Consider the following 17,706-nt stretch of genomic DNA (forward strand, 5'->3'; position numbering starts at 1 on the left):
AAAAATGGGTTTCTTCGAATTTGTTTTAATGATTGGTGGGATTTTGCTTTTACTAGGATTTACAGCTGTAGTTTTACTTGTTTATTTTGGCAGGAAATTTTACTTGTCATGGGCGAAACCGTATAAACGAGCACATGAATCAATTGAAAAGTTATCCAATAAATCAACGCCGTTTTTACAAGAGTTTACGCAGCATCCACTTTTTTATCGTTGGATTCGTACTGAGGGGAAAAAGGAACAAAAAGCATTTAATACCCTTTTCTGTACAGCAAATCAACGTACAAGAGAACAAGTCTTCTCTATGTTACCGAAGGATAAACAAAAGAAAGTACACGCTATGGCAAAAATAACGAAAAAAGTGACGAATGAAGATATTGATGCAGCAGTAATGAAAGTGAAAGGTTTCTTAAGACAAGAATCACAACAATCATCTAAGCCAACGGATCTATCGTTTTATAAATTGTATTTTTATGACCGTTATCCAGATGCATTAAATACAATTCAAGCGTATAAGCGCTCAATCAATCCGTCACTACAAAAAACAGTTGATGACATTACAGTTTCTGTATTGAATGCTCTTCCATATTATCAAGAACATCGCATGTTTGAACAACAACACAAACTTGAAACGTTCTTAATGAAAGACTTAATCGATATGTTATCATTGGTTACACAACTTCCGCCTTCACAGCGTCCAGAAAAAGAAGAAGAGTTGCAAGTTTACTTACAAAACTTCCAAAAAGAAATGGAAGCAGTAGAACGTGATATTCGAGACTCCATTGATCATTATTTGAATGTGAAGATGAGAGCGGCGAAGGAAAAATTTAAGAATAAGTAAAAGAAAACCTCTTGCGTACATTACGCAAGAGGTTTTCTTAATTTCATTATTTAATTTGAATTGTATCCAAACTTACGCGTGCCTAATTTTTCTTTATATAGGCTTTCAATTTCAAGTACTTCAAGAGGTGTTACTGTTTTGGGTAGTGTTTGAAGGAGGGAAAAAGAAAAATTATATTTGTAAGCAGAAACCGTTATGTTCTGTTTTTGACACCATGCAGCTTTTGATAATCCGCTGTTTTTATAGTCTTGAATATTAGTTTCCCATTCTTTCTTTAATAGGTGTCTTTCATAAAAAAACCTCCACATGTAGTATGTAAGGAGATTATCTCATGGGTTATTTACAAATAGTAGGTGGGGAATATTTTCCGCTTACTTATGTAGTTGAATTTTTCCAAATAATAAGTTACATTTTTAAAGTTCACGAAACTATATGACAGTACAAAAAGGGGAGAAACATTGCTATTATGTCAAAAATGAGATGGAAGAGCCATGTATGTTATTTTGTTATTTTTATACTGCTTGGAGTAGCAGTAACAATCAAACCAGTTATCTCTAAAGCAGAGGAATCTGATGTTAATATTACATTATTGGGTACTGCAGATATTCATGGTAGGTTTATGCCTTGGGATTATGCACTTGATGGTACTAATATGAGTGGAAGTTTAACGCAGCTTTATACGGTTATAAAGAAGGTACGTCAAGAAAATCCAAATACCATATTATTAGATGCCGGAGATACAATTCAAGGGAACTCAGTAGAATTATTCAATGATAAGCCACAGTCTCCAATGATGGTAGCAATGAACGAAATGGGATATGATGCTTGGGCATTTGGAAATCATGAATTCAATTTTGGATTAGATACATTGAAAAAAGTTAGTGAGCAATATAAGGGAAAGACATTAGCAGGAAATATTTATAAGGAGAATGGAGAGCGTTTTCTTCCTGCATATACGATTGTTGAAAAAGGTGGAATTAAGGTTGGGATTATTGGCATGAATACACCAATGATTAGTGATTTTGAAAAAGGGACAGATCATTTGGCTGGTTTAGTGGTGAAAAACCCAGTAGAAGAGACAAAAAAGGCAATTAAAGAATTAGAAGGTAAAGTAGATGTAATGGTAGGGGTTATGCATATGGGACTAGAAAATGAGAATGGGATCCCTGGTACTGGGGTTCAAGATATTGCGAATGCTTGTCCGGAAATAAGCGCTATTTTTGCAGCTCATATGCATAAACTTGTTAAAAAAGAAGTTGTAAATGGTGTTATTATTACAGAACCAGACAAATATGGAACGCATATCTCACGTATTGACCTTACTTTTACAAAGAAAGATGGGAAGCTGGTTTTAAAAGATAAAACAGCTACTGCTATACCTGTAAAAAATGCTGATGGAACAACGGTATTATCTGATCCTGCACTTGAAGCAACACTAACACCTTTTCACGAGTATGCGAGAGGAGATGCAAATGTTGTTGTCGCTCAATTAAAGGGTAGAAATCTTGTTCCTGAAAATGAAATAAAGGGTATTCCAAGTGTACAAATTCAAGAGACACCTTTATCAGATTTTTTTCATGAAGTCATGCTCTATTACAGCAAAGCAGATGTAGTAGCCCATCAAATTGATAACGATAATGCTCGTTTAGATGTAGGCCCTATTAAGAAGAAAGATATTGCGTATAATTACCAATATGCTTTGGGAGAAATTACAGTATATAAGATAACTGGAAAAGATTTAAAAGATTATATGGAGTGGGCGGCGGGATATTTTAACACATCTCGTGCCGGAGATGTAACAGTTAGCTTTGATAAAACGCGCCGTGCGTCTAAATATAGCACGAATGACTTTTTTGGAGGCGTAAAATACGAAATTGACTTAACAAAACCATATGGAAGTCGAATTACTAATTTACGATCTATTCGTACAAATAAACCCATCAAAATAAGCGATGTTATGACTCTGGGAATGAATGCCTATAGAATGGAGGCTCTTCAAGCAAAAGGAGGGGCTTTAGAGGGACGTAAGTTTGAACAGATTTGGTCATCTAAACAAGAGAATGCATTTGGCGAAACAGGTGGAACCATTCGTAACCTTGCTATTACATATTTAAAAGAAGTAAAGAATGGTGTATACACGCCAAAAGTTATGCATAATTGGAAAATTACCGGTGTTGACACACATTCTTCAGAGCATAAGGCTGTAGTGAATCTCGTAAATAAAGGGATTTTAGAAATTCCAAAAACAGAAGATGGAAAATATACAAATATAGCATCTATTAATACTAAAGATTCAATTACAAAAGAAGAGATTGTAGCACTCTCTCAAAAAGCTCATATTAATCCAAATCAGTTTAAACATGTAAAAACAAAAGGTGAATTTTACAAAAAACTTAATAGGATTATTAAAAATAAAGAGAAAATCTAATACTGAGATTGTTTTAGGGAAAGGGAAGAAGTAATAATTGACTTTGAACTACCCCCACTTAACGACCTTGCGGTTTGTTTGAAGTGTGAGATTCCTGCGAACACCGATGTATCCACCAGTTATCTTAGCAGGCTCTGCCCGTAGTTCCTACGGTGAGAACTTAAGTATCATGAACGTTGGATGTTATTATTACCAGCACACGAAGATGAACATGTAACTCAAACATTGGAGGAGATTGTAATGAATCAAGATCCAATTTTATAAAAAGCAATGAATAAATGGGAAAATATGAGTCACGACTCATCTTTCCGAACAGCTTATGAAGCACGCGAGAGGTTACTTCTAGATGAACAAGCTAAATTAGCGCATGCTCGTGAAGAAGGTTTAGAAAAAGGTCTGGAAAAAGGGAAAGCCCAATTAATTCGTGGTATGCATAAGAATGGAATGCCGTTAGAAGACATTGCAAAATTCACAGATTTAAACATAGAAGAAATCCGAAAGATATTATTATAATGCATGCAACTATGACAAAAGAACCGCTCTGGTAACTATTCAGAAGCGGTTCTTTTGTTATGAAGCAAACCCCCTTTTATAAATGCATACAAAGTAAGCGTCAAATATAGTTAGTTAATAACCTTAAAAAATAGTGACTACTTATGTGATAAAATAATATAAAAATTCAATTTAAAGGAGGTATTAAATGAAGTGGCTATTAAAAACCTTAAAGCCAATGAATATTCCGAATTAGAAGGAGAAGCCTATTTCGAATTATTTGATCAAAATATTCTGGTATACATAGACCAAGATGCAGATATCGAATACGCAGAACTGTGTATAACATACTTAAATTCTTTAAGTGAGGAACTGATAAATAAACTTTGTAAAGCATCTATTAGATACTGTAATGAATTTCTTGATGATATAGGTGAAGATATTATAGAATTTTCTAAACCGACAGATGTTCTACCTTATATTACACCAAATACTATATGTATTCCGAAGCCTAAAAATAAATCTGAACCCGTCATTGATTTAGAATTAAATTGCACATGGGAAGAAGAACATGGCATGGAATGGATAATTCGCAGTGAGAAAGTTATGTATGTCGGAGCATTTAATGGAATAAATCCATATGGGGATTGTGATGTCGGAAAAGATTGGAATTATGCTTAGCTTAATGTATGAAGGTAGGAGAATGTCTTTAATGTATATAGACATAGATAACATCGTAAACACAATAGCATGATTCTTTCAAGTGGTACTTACATTATACGTTGCATCACATATATTGGATATAGACAAGGGAGTCAAAAGATTTAACCGTTTAGAAAAGATTATACGGATTGCATTATCTGTAAACATATTATTTATCAGCATCTCACTCATTCATTTTGCGGTTAAACATTACTTTTTACTATTCACAGGTTTAAGTAAACTAACTAACTTTATACTGATAGGGTACTGTAAAGTAGAGATAAGGTTCAAGTTTAAAGGTACACCTAAATTTAAGAAGTCAGTTTGGGCGGATTCTTTTCGAAACCTATTGTTCTCTCTGTATAGAGGTGGACTTATCTCAGAAGGGGCATACTTTTACTTTCAAGTACTAAAGTCAATATTACATAAATAAAAGGGGACAGACGAAATGAACGGTATAGGGAACTTAATTGAAAATCATGTTGAGGCTTTGTTTCTTATCTTTGTAAGTATAATTGTACTGGTATTTCAAAGTATTGTCTTTGTAAGAATAGTAAGAGACCGGTTTAAAAGTAAAGATATAGAGAAGTTAAAAGAAGATAAACAGTATATTAAGAAGTTAACTATAGTATACATAGGAATTATGGTAATAGGTGCTATAACAAACTTACCTTTATTTGGATTTATATTGTTAGGTTTTATGTCTAACACTATTATATTAGCGTCTTTAAAGATAGAATTGTCTGATACAAAGTCAAATCAGTTGAAGACTGTAAAGAACTCAAATTTCATGTTATGGTTTGTAATAAACGCTATGCACTTAGTATTATTCTTTATTGAGGAAATAAAACTTATTAAAAGTATTTAAGGGGCATACTATTTTGTTTGGTCATATTTATCTATTACATTATGAATTCAACCTATCAATTATCATAGAAGTACAACACTATTTTAAGTAAAACTGGATCTATCCCATGCCCATCAACTTAAGAATTGTATAACGGCCCCAAAACAAAAAAGTGCCATCATGTATAGTGTGGTTGAAACCGCAAAAGAGAACAATTTAAGTCCCTATCATTATCTTCGATATTTGTTTGAAACGCTCCCCAATATCGATTTAAACAATAAAGAGGAAATTGATAAAGTCTTACCGTGGTCAATGGATTTACCATCTAGTTGCAAAGTACCGAAAAAAAGTGAAGAAAGCAAAAAGTAACTCTAAAATCAATCTTTGTTGTATATTTTGGAGTTACTTGACGTTTACAAAAGAAGCGGTTAATAGTTATTTGTATTTCAGTATTTATCATTGGTGCTATCATCTTTGTAGGTAAACATACAATAGAAGAGTTTCAAGTCAGACAATATGGTAAACCAGTAATAGTAGAAGTAGTGGATAAGAAAGAATATTCAACTATGCGAGGTAACTCCTATGACATCAAGTACAAAATAAAAGATAAGACTTACTTAGGTAATATAGATAAAGAGTTATACAAGAAGTTAGACAAAGGCTCTAAAATAGAAGTACTAGAATACAAAGGAAAGACAATTATGTATGATAGTTACGATGTAAAGTAAGGGGTATTATATTGAAAAAGAAACGGTTTAGAATTGGTTGTATTGTAGTGTTTCTAGTGTGTACGTTCCTACTCATAGGGGTAGGAACGTACAACGAGATACAAGTCAGACAACATGGTAAGTCAAGTATAGCGGAAGTCGTAGACATGAAAGAGTACACACCTAGAGGATTTAAGACTTATGAAATCAAGTACAAAGTAGATGGTGAAACGCACACAGGTAGCGTAAGTAAGAAAGTATACAAACGTTTAGACATTGGTTCTCGCATTGAGGTTGTTGAGTACAAAGGAAAGACTATGCTATTTGAAAGTTACGATTCAAAGTAAGGGGTATGAATAGTGAATCATAGGTATGATAAAATTCACTAAGCGAGTGTACAGATGTATCAAATGAAATAAGTGTGGGGGATGGAAGATAGAAGTCAATTAAGAGGATAACAGTTGAAGTTAGTGATGATAGTATTAGAATCTACAAACCGAAATTGTAAGCAATACCGAGGATGGTGTATTGTTCCACTTCCGTTATAAAAAATGGGTTACAAGTAATGTGTGACATACGTGGTAAACAACATACTGAGGTATAAGCAGGTATATAATTTCATATAAATTGCTGTGATCAAATGCTTGATGCGAAGTCTATTCTATGGCTTCGCATCTTTGTTTTTAAATAGAACTTTGCGTCATTCAGTATACATAGTAATATTTAGGCGTGAATTACATGTAAAATCGAGACTTTATTTGTAGGACATAATAAATAATTTTGTTTTAATGTTTTAATTACATGTAGATTTAGAATAAAGTTTGATTAGAATCCTATATTAAAATAAAAACAAACCACTGTTCGATTTAAATGTTCCACGATATAATGGTGAGAGTTTATGCCTGAATAAATATTTTTATAAGAAGTGAGGTACTGTATGAAAAAAAGAACCACAGACATTATTTTTATTATTATTGGCGCATTCCTTTTTGCGTTAGGTGTGAATTTGTTTGTTATCCCGAACGAACTTGGTGAAGGAGGCGTAACTGGTATCACGATTATAACCTACTATTTATTTGAGTGGTCACCAGGTTTAGTCAACTTAATTCTAAATGCGATTCTGTTAATAGTTGGCTATAAATTTTTGAATAAGGTAACAACGATTTATACGATTATTGCTGTAGTTACCAACTCGCTTTTTCTTCATCTGACAGAAGGCTGGAATATTGCTTCGAATGAATTGTTGGTTAATGCCATTTTTGGCGGAGTATTTATAGGGTGTGGGATTGGTCTAATCATTCGGGTTGGCGGAACAACGGCAGGTACTACCATTTTAGCAAGGATGACACATAAATATTTAGGATGGAGCATTAGCTATGGTCTATTGTTTTTTGATTTAATAGTTGCTTTTTCATCTTATTTCATCATTGGTGCAGAAAAGCTGATGCTGACAATTATAATGCTATATGTAGGAACGAAAGTGATGGAATTTGTGATCGAAGGTTTGAATCCGAAAAAGGCCATTACGATTATTTCTGATAAACCGAATGAAATTGCCAAACAGGTGACTACCTCAATGGACAGAGGGGTTACCGTATACTCAGGTCATGGTTATTACACAAAAACCCCAAAGGACATTCTTTATATTGTTATTAATAAGCAAGAAGTAATAAAGTTAAAACGGATTGTTCAATCTACTGATCCGAATGCTTTCATCGCTATACACGATGTTCGTGATGTATTCGGAGAAGGATTTGTAGATATTTCTAAGGCTTAATAAGAGGTTGCTTAAAAAGAGGTAGAATTTGTAGAGTTGTAATCGATAGATATCTACATGCTTTATTTACTAATCTACAGGCAGAATAAGCCCCTTATTAATGGTTTCGTATTTTAACAATTCTCTTGTGAAAAAGTTGTCTTTCGGATGGAGATTACCTGAAGGTTTAAACTGAAGAGTTATATTACACTATATATAAAAGTTCGGTTTATATTTGTTTAATCCATTATAGAGAGCTATTGTTTAACAAAAAGGCAGAACATGTTCAATTTTTTAAGAAACTAAATCTAAATGCTAAAATATGAGAATCTATTTTGAACAATCTTTTTTCAAAATAGATTCTTTTTATTTAGCGTAAAATGTTCGCTTGTTGGGTATTATTATTCAATCTTTATTCTAAATCTACATTACAATACGATCTGTTGTGCTGTATGCTGTTCCAATGCGGATTACATCTGCTTTTTCAACATCAGCATACGTAATATCTTCGGTAACCTCAATAATTTCACTTAATGGAATACGAATCTTTGCTAATTGCCATGTAATAAGTAATTCTTCTTCTGTCTTTCTTATATCAATACCTAGCAGGTTACCAAAACCTTTCCATATTAGATTTATGGATGGAATTTCTATCGGTATGAATAAAATCTATTTCTATAAGTTTACGTCTTTGTAAAATGAAGAAATAGGCAGATGACAAACTTCAGCTGCACTTTAAAATTTCCATTTAACGAATACCTGAATAGATAGCAGAACGTATATTCGGTATAATCAAAACATACTACTTGAAGCTAAATTTATGAAGAATATCTGACCAATGTAACCTGATAAATACTGATCTACTTTAATTAGATTTTGAAAGTTATCGTAGGGTTGAACAACAGTTAATACTTTAAAAGGTCATTATTAGAAAGGAAAAGATGAGATGAATCAAATTTCATTTGAAGATCTATTTGAAGAGAATACAGTGGAGGTTGCTGAAATACAAGTCTCTTTATCGCCACTGCAGAAAAATATCTTGGAATTGCTTAATTCTGAAGAAATAAGTGCATTGGAGCTATGCGGAAAATTAATACTATCTGGTAAAATACCAGATGAAAGATTCACAACCGATAAGCCTAAAGTTTACGGACAAGTATGCTTAATTCTAGAAGGTTTTGTTACTGAAGGGAAGCTTACTTTTATAAAAAATGATGAGAAAAGAGATAGGGTATATAAAATGAAAGAATAAGTTTCTTTTATCGTTTTTCCGACAGAAAACTCCTTCCTCAAAGATATCTGTAATTATTAATGCGGCAGATAGTAGTAGAAGCACTCAATTCCCATTATATTTAAAATAATGAAAAGGATAGAACTATGATTGAAAAATATAAAAATGAAATTGTAATTGATGTTTATCGTGGAGATAATGAAGAATTAACAAGCACGATTGAAGAAATAAGAGCTTACTCAAAAACGTATGAATATGATAAAGTGACAGTTGTTGATTTGAAAAAATCAGTTGCTGATTCCAAGGATAAAGAGCAGTATATAGTGACTTTAGAAATAGAAAGAGATATAAGTAATCTCGGAAGAAAGTATAAATATGAAGAGGGAAAATTGTTTGGTTTTTATGAAGATGAAGAAGAGTAAATATAATTAAAGTTTTATTCTTAAATATATTTATAAATCTAAAAGCTTTCCGTAAAGGAGAGCTTTTAGATTAAACTTTATTTCAAACCAACATCTGATCAAACTTTATTCGAAACCTACAACTAGAAATGATATGATTGCATTGTCAATATTGTCTAATTATTAAAATACAATATACGGAAACAGCAAAGAGGAGGAGAAATTATGGGCTTTTTTAGTAGGTTGTTCAAAAAGGTGGAACAAGTAAACGAACGTGAGGCAACCCTCAATGAATTAAATGAAGAATTATATGTTGAATCTCCAATAGAAGAAGCAAATAGTTATTGGGTATCAATGGCACAAAATTTAATCGTCAATACTGTAAAAGCTGCTGACAATAATGTGGAACGTGCTTTTATTTTGGTTAATTTTAAAAAAGGTGAAGCTTCTTTTGATATTTTCTATCAAATTAATGGACAATTGTATTTTTGGAATCAGTTAGAAGATCAGGCGATTAGAGAAAGAATTAAGAACCAGTTGTTACCACAAGCTTCGGAAGTTTCAGATGCAGTAAACCAGCAATTTCTTGAAGCGGACCATCCTACAATCTCGTTTGCAGAATTGCAATTTGAATGGGAAACAAAGGTATGGTTTTCACACATCATCTGGGAAGACGACCCCGCCTCTCAATTACCAAAAGCTCAAATATTAAACGAATGGTTCAGCCTAATCAAAAAGGAAACTCGGAATAAACCACTTGATAGTGATACAAAATTTTCTTGGTATCCATCAATCTCTTGAAAATCTAACAGTATTTGAAAGAAGGGATATCGTTGAAATCATTTGATAGATTTAAAAGGAAGAAAGATTGTGACAACACGAAAAGAAATATTAACATAGGCTTGTCGGTGGAGATGTGACAAAAGTTACATAGTTAATAAAAATTTCATTTTGTACAAAATAAAACCCTAGTTTTCTAGGGTAATGGGTATAACAACTCGATTTAATCGAGCGCCTATATTAAAAGATGTAATTGTAATGGTTACTAATGGTGAGTGTAACCAAAAAGAGCAGCTAGCAAAAGCTAACTGCTCAAGGCTCTCCAGGGGGACGGAGAAATTATTATGGTATCTATATTATTGACGGAATATTGAAACTTATTCAAGGGATAATATTATTTATTATGTAAGTAATAAGATATAATTCCTATTAGAACTAAAGACTCACATACAATCGCAAATATATTTTTTTGTGATTTTCGCAAATCACTTATCAATGATAATACTGTACGAATCCCATACCCATCAAGCTAAGATTTTAAAGTACCCCCTAAACGGAAATTTTGTGTTTTTATAGCGCCGAAGTTCATTTTTATCGTTTTGGGGGCAAACTGTTCTGTTAGGTTGATAGGCATGGGGGGTTTTTCCTTTTTAGCTTGATGAGCATGTGGCGGTACCCCTGTATAGTGTGGTTGCAACTGCAAAAGAGAATAATCTAAGTCCCTATCATTATCTTCGTTATTTGTTTGAAACGCTTCCCAACATCGATTTAAACATTGAAAAAGAAATTGATAAAGTCTTGCCGTGGTCAATGGATTTACTATCTAGTTGCAGAGTACCGAAGAAAAGTGAAGCAAACAAAAAAATAACTCAAAAATCAACTTTTATTGTATATTTTGGAGTTACTTGACGTTTACTTAGAAAGAAGGAAACAAGTTGCAAAATGAAATATTTATTAGTATTAAACCAGTATATTGTAAAAAAATAAGAGAGAGAAAAAAGTTAAATGAATTTAGAAATTATAAACCTAAAAATCAAATAAAGCGTTTTGGATTTATGAATCATCCCCAACATCAGCACTAAAATATATTGCAGAAGTTAGTCTACCGATTGAGTATCCTAATAAGGTTGAAGAGCTTGCTGCTGGTGATGACCGGTTTAACAATGGCGAAAACGGGAAATATGCTTTCTACATAGAGCGCTTGTTTGAACTTGAAGTTCCGATTGAATTAAAAAAATTGAAATCTGATTTTTCATTTACGCCACCTCAAGGATTTGCTTATACGTCAACATACCCTAATTTAGTTGATTTTGTTGAAAATAAAATTAAACTGAACAGAGTCTTTTAGTTTAATAACGAATTAATTATTTTTTCTAAAGTAATAAATTAGTCGTGTTACATTAGTAGGAAATTATAATAAATCTTTAATAAGGGGTAGCATCACATCGCCATCAAGCTAATATTTTGAAGCACCACCAAAACAAAAATTTTATCTCTCGACAGTTATATATGAGAATTAAGCTCATTTTTTCGTTTTGGGGTGAGTCTGTTTTCTTAAGTTGATGGGCATGGGGTGGGCCCCTTTTAGCAAAACCGGAGTGGAAATGATGAGTATAAATAGTTTTGTGGGATTGATAAAGGACGAATTATTAAAAGAGGTAAGCATAAGAAGTAAGAATGAATTCGAACCTGTAGTAGTTAAAGATATTCCTAGACTTTGGAAGTGTTTAGGGACAGGTAATTATGCCGCAGTATTTATGCACAAAGAATACAAAGATTGGGTAGTGAAAGTTTACGCGCGAGAAGGAGAAGGAATTGAAAAAGAGTCAGAAGTATACCGAAGAATCGGAAATCATCCTTCTTATTCGAAGCTTATATATAAAGGAGAAAATTTCATAGTGTTGAAACGTTTAAAAGAAATTACCTTATACAATGCTATTCATAAGGGGATTAAAATTCCTAAGCAGGTAATCCTTGATATCAATGAAGCTTTAGAGTATGCAAGGGAACAAGGATTAACTCCTTGTGATGTTCACGGGAAAAATGTGATGATGGAAAACGGAAGGGGGTATGTAGTCGATGTATCTGATTTCTTAAAAACAAAAGAAGATAGTAAGTGGAGAGACCTAGAAAAGGCATATTTTACATTTTACTTGCCTTTCATTTATAAATTGCCTTTCCCTGTTAAAATACCGTATTTCATGTTAAACATTGCTAGACGTTCATATAGAAAATATAAGAAGCTTAAAAAGAAATTCAAATTGTAAAAGGACCACATACTTATCTTTAGGTTAGATAAGTGAACCATTAGTAAACAAAAGGACCGTACATTTTAGATATGTCTAATATGTACGGTCCTAATTTTATAACTTCATGAAGTAATCAGTAAGCTTTTCATTTTCTTTTTCACGCAATTGCTTATTTTCTTCTTCAAGGCTCTTTATTCTTTTTCTCTAACTTTTCAATTCTTCTTTTAAGAGAAGCGATGATTTATTGTGGGAGTGAAATTATGCCGTTTGGATGCATATCCTCTTGTAATCCATCGATTTATTTAATTCCCCCTGAAAAAGAAGATTGTAAGTGACGTTACGTCACCTATTATAGTTAGGTTATATCAAGCAAAGAAAGAGGAATGATGAATGAAGAAAAAGAACATGAATTGGAAGGACCAAGACCCTTGGGGATTAAAAGAATTTCTATTAATGATGCTACTCGAATTTGTATTTGTTATAGGATGCATAAAATTCTTAGTAAAGCCTATTTATTCTCAGTGGTTTGATAATGAACTATATTCAGGAACTTTAATGGGATTAACAATAGCGATTGTTTTAGTTTTAGGTGTGTATTTTGTGATCCTTCGTCCAAAGAAACTTTCTTGGAGTGAAGTAGGAATCAGATCGTTCTCTATAAAGGCTTGGAAATTCATTGTCTTACTAACTAGTATATTACTGGTTGGTGATGTAATAGTGATGGTGCTTACTAGCTTTATTGGGAATTCTTATGAGAATAGCAAAACGGAGGCGATACAGCAAAACGTAAATTTATTTACTGTTCTTATTGCTTTTATTTCTGCGGCGGTCATTTCACCAATATATGAGGAAATATTTTATCGTGGTTTTTTGTATCGATGGCTACGTACACGTTTTGGTATGATGGGGGCTATTTTTCTAAGCTCATTAATCTTTACAATTATCCACATTCCAACTTATAATGCGATGCCTGTAAACTTCTTGAGTGGTATAGTCTTTGCATGGGCGTATGAACGAACCAATTCAATTTGGCCGTCAATTATCATTCATGGTCTAACTAATGGAATTATGGTTCTGCTGACAACGATGGGATAGTAGAAATATGTTGTAAGCAGGTGAAGTATCCAATGCCACTTAATACATACTTTTAAATCATTTTATTTTCACTTTAGATCGTGAACTATATTCAAAATTAACTAACGGGGAGCTGTAGTTGAATAAAAATAATCAAACTTTTTTATTTATCATAAATTAAGGGTTTATGAGGTGTTTTTAATCAAACTTTATTCGAAACCTACATTTGGTGAAAGCTATGATGATAAAGAAGCTATTAAGTTATCGAGAATATCATTAAGAAAAGAATGGGCAGATACAAAAAATTAAAAATAAAACGCATGGGTTGTGATTATCCAGTGCGTTTTTGTATGAATCAAGAAAGCCCTCATTTCGTAGCTTTCTTGATATCCTCAATTACTCTTTCCATATCACAAGGAAATTGTGCTTCTTAGCACCTTGAATGTAAGCTTTAAGTGTGGTATCTCGGACTCTACGATCTTTTTGGTTATTTGTCATATTATTCTTATTATATTTTCTTGGATTTGCATGCCAATAATCGCCATGTGCTTCAATGACAAGTTCATCAAATTGAACCACCAGCTAGCGAACACGGTGAACAGTCGTTTTCATATAAAAATGGAAAAGTAGTTCGTATGGATGAGCGGAAAACGAAGTTGATTTAATACATCATTATAGCTTTCCCAGCTCGTTGGGAAAGAATGATATACAATTTGAATTTTGTTCAGGATGAAAATTTAGTGAATCAAAAAGTAATGAATACAAGGAAAAATCCCTGGGGGACAGGGATTCGATAAGGGAGATATTGTTGTCGTACAATGTCGAAATTTGGCGTATTCGACAAATTAATATTATCACGAATTTTCAGTGGATTGTGATAGTGGATGTGTCAAAAATGTGTACAGATTTCATATAAATAGGAAAGTATGATTGATTTTACTACTTATTAAATTGAAATTATCTTATGGACCATGATAAATCATCGATAACTCGATAAATATAACTATACATGCGGTAAAAGAGATACTTTGGATTGTATTTTGGCTTCCATTTCATAAAAAAACACCTCCTTAACATTATTATATCAAGAATATACGAATTATTCGAATTTTAATAAAAACGCTATTTTATAGAAAAAGAGCAGCTAGCAAAAGCTAACCGCTCGACTCCAGAGGAATTGGAGAATAGGTTAGCTTTATTATTGACGAAATATTGGGTTTTATTCGGGGGACTTATAATCTACAAATTATTTTATGATAGTCGTTATTTCCCATACTGCCCAGAAAAGAACTAAAAATTCTAGTGAAATCCAAAGTGCTTTTTTCTCAGGTTTTTGAAATTCTTTTATTAAATAAAAAACAGCACTAATTGCTATAAGAATGAAAAGAACGATTTCTATCATATCTGGCATTTTAATCATTCCTAATTATAAATTAGATTTATTATATAACAAATTTTAAATATTTAAATGATTAGCAATAAGAATTAAGCAAAATTTAAACAAAATAATCCTTTTATACATGATTTTAGAGATAAGCTATTTTGAGGGAGGTGATTTATATTGATATAATTATTGAGGTGAAATATAACAGCAAGTTTACATAATATACATTTGTTTTTGTTGATATTGATTGGACCATGTAATTGAACGCTTACAGGGGTTGGGAGAGTAAGGTAAAATGAAGGTGCTGTGTAAGAGAAAAGACCTCGTATAGAGGGTTAACACAACTCCTCAAATTATTATTAAATCGGTTATATGAGCAGTGTAAGAGAAACACCTCGTATAGAGGATTGAAGAGATTTTATAATTTTATCTTATATTAAAAATGCATTCTAAAAAGAAGCCTAAAGCAGGCTTCTTTTTTATAGTTAAAATTGAAAGTGACATGGTTAAAAAAGTACAGAAAATACCCAAAGTCATGTCATTTTTCTAGAATAATCTTTTTCGAAATCACTACAACAAAAGAAGATGGTATAATAGTAATTAATCAAATATATAGTCCTACTGGAAGAATCAGCGGACATCGAACTATAAAGAGTATTAATGATATTGCTCTGTAGTTTGGTGCCCGCTTTTTTAGGTTTATTAAAATAGACAGGGAGTGTTTTATATATGACGCAATTAAGTTTCTTGCCAAAGATAGATCGTAAAGCAACACAAGTTCGATTAGATGAAGTTCTTGAAAACGTTCGTATTTATAGACAATTTGGGATGATTAGAAATGAGATGAAGGTTACAGCTTCTGGTGAAGTTAGATATCACGGTCCAACAAACATAGTAGGAAAGCCAGATGAAGATGTTGCCTTAGTTAATGTGAAACTAAGCGAGAGAGAAGTAAGATTGCAGCGTTTGTCTTTTCAAATTGACAAAGCGTTAAGTCGTTTCAGTAAGAATCAAAGAGACATAATTGTAAAGCGTTATTTGGAAGATGAGGAAGTATTTGATTATATGGTTTATAACGAGATTGGTATGAGTGAACGTACATATAGAAGAAATAAATCTAATGCTTTTTATAAACTAGCTTTCGCTCTTAGATTAGAAGTATATGAGACAGAAGAACAGCATAGGGGAGATGACCTATAGTGTACCTATTATTAATGATTAGTTTAGTATTTTTCCTCCGCTCTCTTTTATTAATTGAGGGCGTTCTTTAATCCACTTCTTAATAAACATATAATTCGAAGTAAACAAAAAGTAACTCCAAAATCAACTTTTACTGTATATTTTGGAGTTACTTTACGTTTACTATATAATTATAATGCAGAACTATCAGATAGACACTTTCCTACATATAGGCCACTTGCTGCTGCTTGAGATAATGAATGAGTAATACCTGAACAATCTCCAATTAAATACAATCCAGCAATAGTTGTTTCAAACCTTTCATTGATTTTAATCGTAGGAGCATAAAATTTCCCATCAATTCCATATAGTAAAGTATCCTTATTGATAGGTTCTTCGATAAATTGTTCTAAACGTAGCAAAAATTCTTTGAGTCCCTCAATGTATAATTGAGGGATTTCTTTATTAAGGTCTCCATAATCTCCCTGTAGCGTGGGTTGTATATGATTATATTTCATCATCTTTTCCAAGGTAGGTTGTCCTTTCAATAAATCCTCCAAACGCTGTACAACAATTCGATCTCGTCCTTGGTTAATTCCTTTTATAATTGTACTCGCGTATAAATTTGCTTCTGTGAGAGTAGGGAAATAACGTGGGATAAATAACGTGAAATTTAAGTTGGAAGTGCCGGTTCTTTGTTCTCGAAAATTTTGTCCATCAGGCATAACTAAACCTTCTTCATACTTACGAATAATACGTCCTTTGGGATTCATACAATAGGTAGTTGCTGTGAAATTCTCATCTTGATAAGAGAGTTTTGTTTCAAATGTGTCTTTTAATATTGAGCGTAATTGATGTTCTTTCATCTCTACTCGAATACCTAGGTCTACACGAGTCTGCTCTTGTGCAATTTCAAGGGAAGAGCACATTTCTTTTAACCAATCCGCCCCGGAGCGTCCAGTTGCAAATACTAATTGCCTAGAATGAAATACCCCTTGATTTGTAGTAATTTTAAAATATTGTTTCTGTTTAACAATATGTTGTACATTTATGCGAAACTGGATATCTATCTTGTCACTTAAAAATTTGTAGAGTTGCTGAAAAATGTCGGTCGAAAGTGTAGTGCCTAGATGCCTTACTTGTGTTGTTAGCATTTGTAAACCACATGCTTCGGCTCTTTTGGAAATATCCGGATTTTCTGTGGAGTATTTTAGAACTGAATTTCCACCAAAACGACATAGGATCTTATCTACCTCATCCATTAGTTTTATAAAAATTTCTTTACCTATTTTTTTCTCTAGTTCTCCTCCAAACCCGTTTGTGTAATTAAATTTCCCTTCAGATTTTCCTAGACCACCAAAACCAAAATATTTGTCACATGCATTACAGTTACATAATTCCCCTTGTTCTAAAGGACAATTTCGATATTCTAATGGTTTGCCTTTATCAAGAATTAAGATATTTTTGTTGCTTTGGGTTAATGCATAAGCCATAAAAACAGCGCTTACTCCAGCACCGATGATTGTAACATCATACATATTTTTTCACCTGCTATTGAATAGTTTGCTTGCTATTTTCCTAGTGTATAACAAATTTTCAGCGTTTGGAAATAGCTCACATTGATTAGAGAGGTGAATG

The 17,706-nt window shown here is 32.6% G+C and carries 15 protein-coding genes and 4 pseudogenes; 15 read left to right on the plus strand and 4 right to left on the minus strand.

The window, feature by feature from the left end; all coding sequences use genetic code 11:
* Positions 1-4 precede the first annotated feature (4 nt).
* On the plus strand, positions 5-838 hold the full coding sequence (locus AAIE21_RS10995; protein ID WP_343266799.1) for a DUF3974 domain-containing protein: 834 nt from the start codon (positions 5-7) through the stop codon (positions 836-838).
* 50 nt (positions 839-888) lie between these two features.
* Here the strand turns inward: AAIE21_RS10995 and tnpA are convergent, their stop codons facing one another.
* Entirely contained in the window at positions 889-1,146 is a 258-nt protein-coding gene (tnpA, locus tag AAIE21_RS29585; RefSeq protein WP_481858670.1) for an IS66 family insertion sequence element accessory protein TnpA, read from the minus strand.
* Positions 1,147-1,304: 158 nt separating this feature from the next.
* Here tnpA and AAIE21_RS11000 point away from each other — a divergent pair, with 158 nt between their 5' ends.
* The 7 genes and pseudogenes from AAIE21_RS11000 to AAIE21_RS11030 all read left to right on the plus strand — a co-directional run bounded on the left by AAIE21_RS11000 (position 1,305) and on the right by AAIE21_RS11030 (position 7,791).
* A complete protein-coding gene (locus tag AAIE21_RS11000) occupies positions 1,305-3,266 on the plus strand; it encodes a bifunctional metallophosphatase/5'-nucleotidase (RefSeq protein ID WP_343266800.1) in 1,962 nt (653 codons plus the stop codon).
* Positions 3,267-3,440: 174 nt separating this feature from the next.
* Positions 3,441-3,779: pseudogene (locus AAIE21_RS11005) on the plus strand (Rpn family recombination-promoting nuclease/putative transposase); the annotation flags it as partial.
* A 192-nt stretch (positions 3,780-3,971) separates the two neighbouring features.
* Positions 3,972-4,439 carry a DUF6985 domain-containing protein gene (locus AAIE21_RS11010; RefSeq protein WP_343266801.1) on the plus strand — a complete coding sequence of 156 codons (468 nt, stop codon included), beginning with the start codon at positions 3,972-3,974 and terminating at the stop codon, positions 4,437-4,439.
* A gap of 469 nt (positions 4,440-4,908) precedes the next feature.
* A complete protein-coding gene (locus AAIE21_RS11015; RefSeq protein ID WP_343266802.1) occupies positions 4,909-5,328 on the plus strand; it encodes a hypothetical protein in 420 nt (139 codons plus the stop codon).
* A gap of 150 nt (positions 5,329-5,478) precedes the next feature.
* Positions 5,479-5,676 (plus strand): annotated as a pseudogene (locus AAIE21_RS11020) (transposase domain-containing protein); the annotation flags it as partial.
* Between the two features lie 370 nt (positions 5,677-6,046).
* Positions 6,047-6,361, plus strand: coding sequence for a hypothetical protein (locus AAIE21_RS11025; RefSeq protein ID WP_098492144.1), 315 nt, complete (start codon positions 6,047-6,049; stop codon positions 6,359-6,361).
* A 590-nt stretch (positions 6,362-6,951) separates the two neighbouring features.
* Positions 6,952-7,791, plus strand: coding sequence for a YitT family protein (locus tag AAIE21_RS11030; protein ID WP_098492145.1), 840 nt, complete (start codon positions 6,952-6,954; stop codon positions 7,789-7,791).
* A gap of 405 nt (positions 7,792-8,196) precedes the next feature.
* On the opposite strand, the pseudogene AAIE21_RS11035 reads toward AAIE21_RS11030, so the two are convergent.
* Positions 8,197-8,379, minus strand: a pseudogene (locus tag AAIE21_RS11035) (SunI/YnzG family protein); the annotation flags it as partial.
* Positions 8,380-8,716: 337 nt separating this feature from the next.
* On the opposite strand from AAIE21_RS11035, the gene AAIE21_RS11040 reads away from it, so the two are divergent.
* The 6 genes and pseudogenes from AAIE21_RS11040 (at position 8,717) to AAIE21_RS11070 (ending at position 13,526) form a co-directional block, all read left to right on the plus strand.
* On the plus strand, positions 8,717-9,022 hold the full coding sequence (locus AAIE21_RS11040; protein ID WP_343266804.1) for a DUF3895 domain-containing protein: 306 nt from the start codon (positions 8,717-8,719) through the stop codon (positions 9,020-9,022).
* Positions 9,023-9,147: 125 nt separating this feature from the next.
* The gene (locus AAIE21_RS11045) at positions 9,148-9,423 is read left to right on the plus strand and encodes a hypothetical protein (RefSeq protein ID WP_343266805.1); all 276 of its coding nucleotides are present in this window, start codon (positions 9,148-9,150) and stop codon (positions 9,421-9,423) included.
* Between the two features lie 204 nt (positions 9,424-9,627).
* Entirely contained in the window at positions 9,628-10,203 is a 576-nt protein-coding gene (locus AAIE21_RS11050; protein WP_343266806.1) for a hypothetical protein, read from the plus strand.
* A gap of 657 nt (positions 10,204-10,860) precedes the next feature.
* Positions 10,861-11,091 (plus strand): annotated as a pseudogene (locus AAIE21_RS11055) (transposase domain-containing protein); the annotation flags it as partial.
* Between the two features lie 698 nt (positions 11,092-11,789).
* Positions 11,790-12,449, plus strand: coding sequence for a protein kinase family protein (locus AAIE21_RS11060; RefSeq protein WP_343266808.1), 660 nt, complete (start codon positions 11,790-11,792; stop codon positions 12,447-12,449).
* 372 nt (positions 12,450-12,821) lie between these two features.
* Complete coding sequence (locus AAIE21_RS11070; RefSeq protein ID WP_343266809.1) at positions 12,822-13,526, plus strand: CPBP family intramembrane glutamic endopeptidase; 705 nt, start codon at positions 12,822-12,824, stop codon at positions 13,524-13,526.
* Positions 13,527-14,751: 1,225 nt separating this feature from the next.
* On the opposite strand, the gene AAIE21_RS11080 is transcribed toward AAIE21_RS11070, so the two are convergent.
* Complete coding sequence (locus AAIE21_RS11080; RefSeq protein WP_199669074.1) at positions 14,752-14,916, minus strand: hypothetical protein; 165 nt, start codon at positions 14,914-14,916, stop codon at positions 14,752-14,754.
* A 702-nt stretch (positions 14,917-15,618) separates the two neighbouring features.
* Here AAIE21_RS11080 and AAIE21_RS11085 point away from each other — a divergent pair.
* The gene (locus tag AAIE21_RS11085) at positions 15,619-16,089 is read left to right on the plus strand and encodes an ArpU family phage packaging/lysis transcriptional regulator (protein ID WP_343266810.1); all 471 of its coding nucleotides are present in this window, start codon (positions 15,619-15,621) and stop codon (positions 16,087-16,089) included.
* A gap of 170 nt (positions 16,090-16,259) precedes the next feature.
* On the opposite strand, the gene AAIE21_RS11090 is transcribed toward AAIE21_RS11085, so the two are convergent.
* Positions 16,260-17,606, minus strand: coding sequence for an NAD(FAD)-utilizing dehydrogenase (locus AAIE21_RS11090; RefSeq protein WP_343266811.1), 1,347 nt, complete (start codon positions 17,604-17,606; stop codon positions 16,260-16,262).
* Positions 17,607-17,706: the final 100 nt, after the last annotated feature.

The organism is Paenibacillus sp. 102 (assembly GCF_039549175.1).
GTDB lineage: Bacteria > Bacillota > Bacilli > Bacillales > Bacillaceae_G > Bacillus_A.

What these genes read in the sequence shown, in the direction of transcription:
- AAIE21_RS10995 (WP_343266799.1), top strand. Translation starts at nt 5, where the DNA reads ATGGGTTTCTTCGAATTTGTTTTAATGATTGGTGGGATTTTGCTTTTA.
- tnpA (WP_481858670.1), bottom strand. Translation starts at nt 1,146, where the DNA reads ATGTGGAGGTTTTTTTATGAAAGACACCTATTAAAGAAAGAATGGGAA.
- AAIE21_RS11000 (WP_343266800.1), top strand. Translation starts at nt 1,305, where the DNA reads ATGTCAAAAATGAGATGGAAGAGCCATGTATGTTATTTTGTTATTTTT.
- AAIE21_RS11015 (WP_343266802.1), top strand. Translation starts at nt 4,909, where the DNA reads ATGAACGGTATAGGGAACTTAATTGAAAATCATGTTGAGGCTTTGTTT.
- AAIE21_RS11030 (WP_098492145.1), top strand. Translation starts at nt 6,952, where the DNA reads ATGAAAAAAAGAACCACAGACATTATTTTTATTATTATTGGCGCATTC.
- AAIE21_RS11040 (WP_343266804.1), top strand. Translation starts at nt 8,717, where the DNA reads ATGAATCAAATTTCATTTGAAGATCTATTTGAAGAGAATACAGTGGAG.
- AAIE21_RS11045 (WP_343266805.1), top strand. Translation starts at nt 9,148, where the DNA reads ATGATTGAAAAATATAAAAATGAAATTGTAATTGATGTTTATCGTGGA.
- AAIE21_RS11050 (WP_343266806.1), top strand. Translation starts at nt 9,628, where the DNA reads ATGGGCTTTTTTAGTAGGTTGTTCAAAAAGGTGGAACAAGTAAACGAA.
- AAIE21_RS11060 (WP_343266808.1), top strand. Translation starts at nt 11,790, where the DNA reads ATGAGTATAAATAGTTTTGTGGGATTGATAAAGGACGAATTATTAAAA.
- AAIE21_RS11070 (WP_343266809.1), top strand. Translation starts at nt 12,822, where the DNA reads ATGAAGAAAAAGAACATGAATTGGAAGGACCAAGACCCTTGGGGATTA.
- AAIE21_RS11080 (WP_199669074.1), bottom strand. Translation starts at nt 14,916, where the DNA reads ATGCCAGATATGATAGAAATCGTTCTTTTCATTCTTATAGCAATTAGT.
- AAIE21_RS11085 (WP_343266810.1), top strand. Translation starts at nt 15,619, where the DNA reads ATGACGCAATTAAGTTTCTTGCCAAAGATAGATCGTAAAGCAACACAA.
- AAIE21_RS11090 (WP_343266811.1), bottom strand. Translation starts at nt 17,606, where the DNA reads ATGTATGATGTTACAATCATCGGTGCTGGAGTAAGCGCTGTTTTTATG.